Raw genomic sequence first — 5798 nt, forward strand, 5'->3', positions numbered from 1 at the left:
GTGCTCGGCCACGAAGCGCAGCAGCGCGGCGGCGAGCGCCTCCTCCTCCGTCGCCGCGGCCAGCACGCCGCTGCGCCCGTCGCGCACGAGGTCGGGCAGGCCGCCCGCCGGCGTCGCGACGCAGGGCGTCCCGCACGCGAGCGCCTCGAGCGCGAGGTTCGGGTAGTTGTCCTCGAGCGAGGGAAGGCAGGCGAGGTCGGCGGCGCCGAGCATGTCGGCGATCGCGGCATCCTCGCTGATCTCGCCGAGGTCGAAGGCCTCCAGACCCGCCGTCGTGCCCCAGGCCGACCGGCCGAAGACCGCGAGCGCGACGCGCGCGCCGGCGGGCAGAAGCGCGGCCAGGCTGCCATCCGCCGTGATCCGCGCCAGCGCGTCGGCGAGCAGCGCGCCGCCCTTGCGCCGTTCGCGGTTGTCGTAGGCGCCGGCGAGGATGAGCAGGTCGTCGGGGCCGAAGCCGAGCGCGGCGCGCAGCCCGTCGCGGTCGGCCGGCGGGGCGAAGATGTCCGTCTCGATCGGGTTCGGGACGATCTCGATCCGGCAACCGCCGAGGATGGCGCTGTCCGCGGCCTGCGCCGCCATCCACGAGGAGGGCGCGACGACGAGCGGCACGCCGGCCCAGCCCGCGCGCTTCTCCGCGAAGCCGTTCGGCACCAGAGACCACGCATCGGCCAGTTGGGGGCAGGCCATGCAGGCGGTGCGGAACTGCTCGCAGCCACCCGGATAGTGGCAGCCGCCGGTCATCGGCCAGAGGTCGTGCAGCGTCCAGACGATGGCGCGGCCGGCCGCGTGCCAGCGCCGCAGCTGCGCCGGCGGCACCAACCAGGAGGTCCAGTGCAGGTGCAGGATGTCCGCCGCGGCGATCATCGGGTGGCGGTCGAGCGCGAGGCCTGGATGCGGGATGGAGAACAGCGTGTTGTGATCGCCGCGCCGCGCCTGCGGCACGATCTCCCACTGCACGCGCTGGCGGAGCGTCGTCGCAAGCGCCGCTTCGGCCGTGTCGGCCGAGGGTGCGGTACGGAGCAGGATGTCGCCCGGGCCGGTCTCGCCCTCGGCGAAGGCGAAGGTGGACAGCAGGCCGGCCGATCGGATGGCGAGATGGGCCCGACGCGCCGCGCGGCCCGCGCCGCCGCCCGCGCCATGGGCGAGATGCACCACCGTCAGCGCCACGCGCGAACTCCGCCTGGTCCGTGAAACGTTCCGTCCGCGGTATACTGCGATATCGCAACGGTCAAGCCGGGTGGTCGCTTGACTTGGGGGCTTGCGAGCGTGTTGTTATCGAAACGATATCTCCATCGGAACGCCGCCGCGCATGCAGGACACCCCGCCGCCCTTCCTCGTCACCATCGCGACGCAGCGCAGCGGCACGAAGTTCCTGGGCACGGCGTTCAGCGCCGGCACGCGGGTGGAATCGCGCGGGGAGGCGTTCCAGCCCGGCGGCCCGGCCCGCTTCGGCGCCTTCGTCGCCGAATTCGTCGCACAGCGTGGCAGCTTCGGATTCGAGGCGACGGAGATGGCGGCGATGCTCGACGCCTTCGTCGCGCGGCTCGCGGCCGATGTGGCGCCGGCGCTGCTGCACTTCGACCTGATGTACAACAACCTCGGCGCCTTCGGGCCGGTCTGGTCCCAGGCCACGCCAGGCCCGCGCGCGAACTTCATGCTGAACTGGCTGAAGCAGCGCGGCGCCGGCGTGATCCACCTGGTGCGTCCGGATCTCGCCGAATGCCTTGCCAGCCACGTCATCGCGGAGACGCGCGGCGTGTACCACACCGGCAACGCGGCGGAGGCGGCGCGCGACATGTCGGTGACGATCGGCGCCGAGCAGGCGACCGCCTACATGTTGCCGATCCTGCGCGCGCGCCGCTTCGTCCGGCAGGCCTTCGCCGACTATCCGCGCATCGTCGAGGTGACCTACCCGTCCTTCGTCGACGGCCAGACGGTCGCGGCGGAACCGGCGATGCGGATCGCGCGCCTGATCGGCCTGCCGCCGGGCACGGCGCCGAGCCTGTTCGGCGTCTCCCCCCTGCGGCAGACGGCGCCGGACAAGCGGGGGATCGTGACCAACTTCGACGACATCGCGCGGCTCGCGCGGCTGCTGGAACAGGATGTCGCCGCCGCCTGATCAGCGGGCGGCGGCGCTCGCCTCCGACCGCGTGCCGCCGACGCGCTGCGCCAGCGCCGCGGCCATGAAGTCGTCGAGTTCCCCATCCAGCACCGCGTCGGGATTGCCCTTCTCGACGCTCGTCCGGAGGTCCTTGACCATCTGGTAGGGCTGCAGGACATAGGAGCGGATCTGGTGGCCCCAGCCGATATCGGTCTTGCCGGCCTCGACTGCGTCGCTGATCGCCTCGCGCTTGCGCAGTTCCAGCTCGTAGAGCCGGGCCTTGAGCATCTCCATCGCGATGGCGCGGTTGCGATGCTGGCTGCGGTCCTGGGTCGAGGCGACGACGATGCCGGTCGGGATATGCGTGAAGCGGACGCCCGATTCCGTCTTGTTGACGTGCTGCCCGCCGGCGCCGGAGGCTCGGAAGGTGTCGGTCTTGAGGTCGGCCGGGTTGATCTCGACCTCGATGCGGTCGTCGATCACGGGATAGACGTAGACCGAGGCGAAGGAGGTCTGCCGCCGCGCCGCCGCGTCGAAGGGGCTGATGCGCACGAGGCGGTGGACGCCACCCTCGGTCTTCAGCCAGCCATAGGCGTTGGGACCGGTCACCTGGATGGTGGCCGACTTCACGCCGGCCTGCTCGCCGTCGCTGCGTTCCGTCACCGTCACCTTGTAGCCGCGCTTTTCCGCCCAGCGGACATACATGCGCAGCAGCATCTCGGCCCAGTCCTGCGCCTCGGTCCCGCCGGCGCCGGCATTGACCTCGACATAGGCGTCGTTGGCGTCGGCCTCCCCGGACAGGAGGCTCTCGATCTCGCGGCGCTTCGCTTCCTCGGCGAGGCGCTCGAGGTCGGCGACCGCAGCCTCGATGGTCGCTTCGTCGCCTTCGGCCTCGGCGAGTTCGATCAGGCCCAGCGCGTCCTCGACATCGCGTTCGAGCCGGCGCACGCCATCAACCTGCTCGGCAAGGCGGCCGCGCTCGCGCATCACGCGGCCGGCTTCGGCGGCATCGTTCCACAGCGCCGGATCCTCGGCGCGGGCGTTCAGTTCTTCGAGGCGGCGGACGGCGGCATCCCAGTCAAAGATGCCTCCTCAGCAGGGACACCGACGCGGTGATCTGCTCGTTCAGGGATGTGGCTTCAGCGCGCATGATGCGGGGTCAATAGAGGCCGCCCAGGTTGCTGTCGAGGCCGGCCGCCGATCCGCCGCCCTCGGATGCGTCGCGCATCCGCCGCGCGCTGTTCTCGGTGCCGGGGCGGAAGGCCTCCAGGATTGAGCCGCCGCCGACATTCACGCGCACCAGCGCGACGCCCGGCGGGGCGCGGAAGGGCACGGGCGGGCTGTCGCGCAGCGCCGCGGCCACCACCTCGCGGAAGATCGGCGCCGCGTTGCCGCCGCCCGTCTCCCCCTGGCCGAGGCTGCGCGGGTCATCATGGCCGATCCAGACGGCGACCACGATGTCGGGCGTGAAGCCCACGAACCAGTTGTCCTTGTAGTCGTCCGTCGTGCCGGTCTTGCCGGCGACGGGGCGGCCCAGGCGGTTGCCGATGGCATTGGCGCCTGTGCCGCGCTGCACCACGCCCTGCAGCAGGCTCACCATCTGGTAGGCGGCGATCGGGTCGGTCACCTGGCGGCGCTGCGGGTCCACCAGGTCGGGCACCTGCTCCGGCCCGCCGCCGCAGGCCGCGCAGGCGCGGCGATCGGCGCGCCACACCACGCGGCCGCGCCGGTCCTGCACGGAATCGATCAGCGTCGGCGTCACTTCCTGCCCGCCATTGACGAAGGCGGCGTAGCCGGCGGCCATGCGCATCACCGTCGTCTCGCCCGCGCCCAGCGACAGGGCGAGGAAGCGCGGCATGTTCGGGATGACGCCGAAGCGCGCCGCGGCATCCGCGACGGCGTCGATGCCGACCTGCTGGGCCAGCCGGACCGTCACCAGGTTGAGGCTGCGCTCCATGGCGGTGCGCATCGTCACCCAGCCATTCGCCGTGCCGGCGGTGTAGTTCTGCGGCCGCCAGATCCGTCCGCCCGACATCACCTCGATCGGCTCGTCGAGCAGTTCGGTGTTGGGCGGCATGCCCTGCTCGAGCGCCGTGATGTAGACGAAGGGCTTGAAGGAGGAGCCGGGCTGGCGCATCGCCTGCGTCGCCCGGTTGAACCAGGACCGCTCGAACGACCAGCCGCCGGCCATGGCCAGCACGCGCCCGGTCTGCGGGTCGAGCGCCACGACGGCGCCTTCGACCTGCGGCATCTGGCGCAGTTCCAGCCTTTCCGGCCGCGCCGGGCGGCCCTGCGCGGGCGCCTGGGTCGGCATCGGCTCGACGAAGACCAGATCGCCGACATTGACCACCTGGTTCATGCGCGTGGGCGGCGCGCCGACGCGCCCGTCCCGCGCCGGGCGCGCCCAGCCGAGGTCGGCGAGGTACATCAGCCCCGTGCGCGGCTGCTGCGCGGCGCGCGGTTCGGGACGTTCGAGCCAGCCGAGCCGCGCTTCCGTCGCGCGGACTTCCAGCACCACGGCAAGCCGCCATTCCGGCAGGCCGCCGGGCGGCCGCTGCGCCGCTTCCAGCGCGGCCATCCATTCCGTCTGGCCGGCGGCGATGCTCGCGAAGGGGCCGCGCCAGCCGCCGCGGCGGCGGTCATAGGCGATGAGCCCGTCGCGCAGTGCGCGTTCCGTCGCCGCCTGCAATTCGGGGTCGAGGCTGGTGCGCACGACGAGCCCGCCCATCGTCGTCTGCTCGGCACCGAAGCGGGTGATCAGTTCGCGGCGGACTTCCTCGGTGAAGTGCTGGCCGACGGGCACGACCTCGGGCCGGCGCGTGGGCCGCGGCATGATCGGCTCCGCCTTGGCGTAGCGGGCTTCCTCCCGCGTGATGTGGCCATCCTCGGCCATGCGGTCGAGCACCCAGTCGCGCCGCGCGCGCGCCTGTTCGGGGAAGCGCAGCGGGTTGTAGTTGTTGGGCGCCTTGGGCAGGGCGGCGAGGAAGGCCGCCTCGGCCAGCGTCAGCTCGTCGAGGCCCTTGTTGAAGTAGGCCTGCGCCGCGGCCGCCACGCCGTAGGCCGACTGCCCGAGGAAGATCTCGTTCAGGTAGAGTTCGAGGATCCGGTCCTTCGACAGCGCCTGCTCGATCCGCACGGCGAGGATCGCCTCGCGCACCTTGCGCATGACCGAGCGCTCGGCGCCGACCAGCATGTTCTTGGCGACCTGCTGGGTGATGGTGGAGGCGCCGCCCATGCGCCGCCCGCTGCCCCACTGCTCGGCGGCGGTGAGCAGCGCGCGGCCGATCCCCAGCGGATCGACGCCGTGATGTTCCCAGAAGCGCTGGTCCTCCGCCGAGACGAAGGCCTGCTGCACGCGGGCCGGGATCGCCTCGATCGGCACGAAGACGCGCCGTTCGGTCGCAAGTTCCGCCTGCAGCCGCGAATCGGCGGCGTAGATGCGCGACATCTGCGGCGGATCGTAGCTGGCGAGCCAGCGATGGTCGGGCAGGTCCTCCGCGATCTGGCGGTACATGCCGTAGCCGGCCACGCTCGCGACGATGCCGCCCACGACCAGCAGCATGAAGAACAGGCGGAACAGGCCCAGGCCGCGGCGGCGGCGGCGCGCCGGCTTTTCCCGCCGCTTGCGCTCGGGGGGCGGGGCGTCGCTGCCTTCGGGCGGCGGGGCATCGGGTGGCCGCCCGCCTGCGCGCCGGCG

General features: G+C 72.4%; 4 protein-coding genes. 1 reads left to right on the forward strand and 3 read right to left on the reverse strand.

Features of this window, described 5'->3' with window-relative positions; all coding sequences use genetic code 11:
* Positions 1-1167 (reverse strand): glycosyltransferase (locus tag HW577_RS19305; RefSeq protein ID WP_198377759.1); only part of this gene is annotated, 1167 nt, incomplete at its 3' end.
* 142 nt (positions 1168-1309) lie between these two features.
* Between HW577_RS19305 and HW577_RS19310 the strand changes: the two genes are divergently transcribed.
* On the forward strand, positions 1310-2119 hold the full coding sequence (locus tag HW577_RS19310; protein ID WP_198377760.1) for a hypothetical protein: 810 nt from the start codon (positions 1310-1312) through the stop codon (positions 2117-2119).
* Here the strand turns inward: HW577_RS19310 and prfB are convergent.
* Positions 2120-3251, reverse strand: a protein-coding gene (prfB, locus tag HW577_RS19315) for a peptide chain release factor 2 (RefSeq protein ID WP_198377761.1) whose coding sequence is annotated in 2 segments (ribosomal slippage) — positions 2120-3181 and positions 3183-3251 — 1131 coding nt in all. Because the reading frame shifts where the segments join, the coding sequence is not laid out codon by codon here.
* Between the two features lie 9 nt (positions 3252-3260).
* On the reverse strand, positions 3261-5798 hold a 2538-nt coding region (locus HW577_RS19320), incomplete at its 5' end, for a penicillin-binding protein 1A (protein ID WP_232475067.1).

This window comes from Neoroseomonas rubea, assembly GCF_016106015.1.
In the GTDB taxonomy this organism is placed as follows: Bacteria; Pseudomonadota; Alphaproteobacteria; order Acetobacterales; family Acetobacteraceae; genus Neoroseomonas; species Neoroseomonas rubea.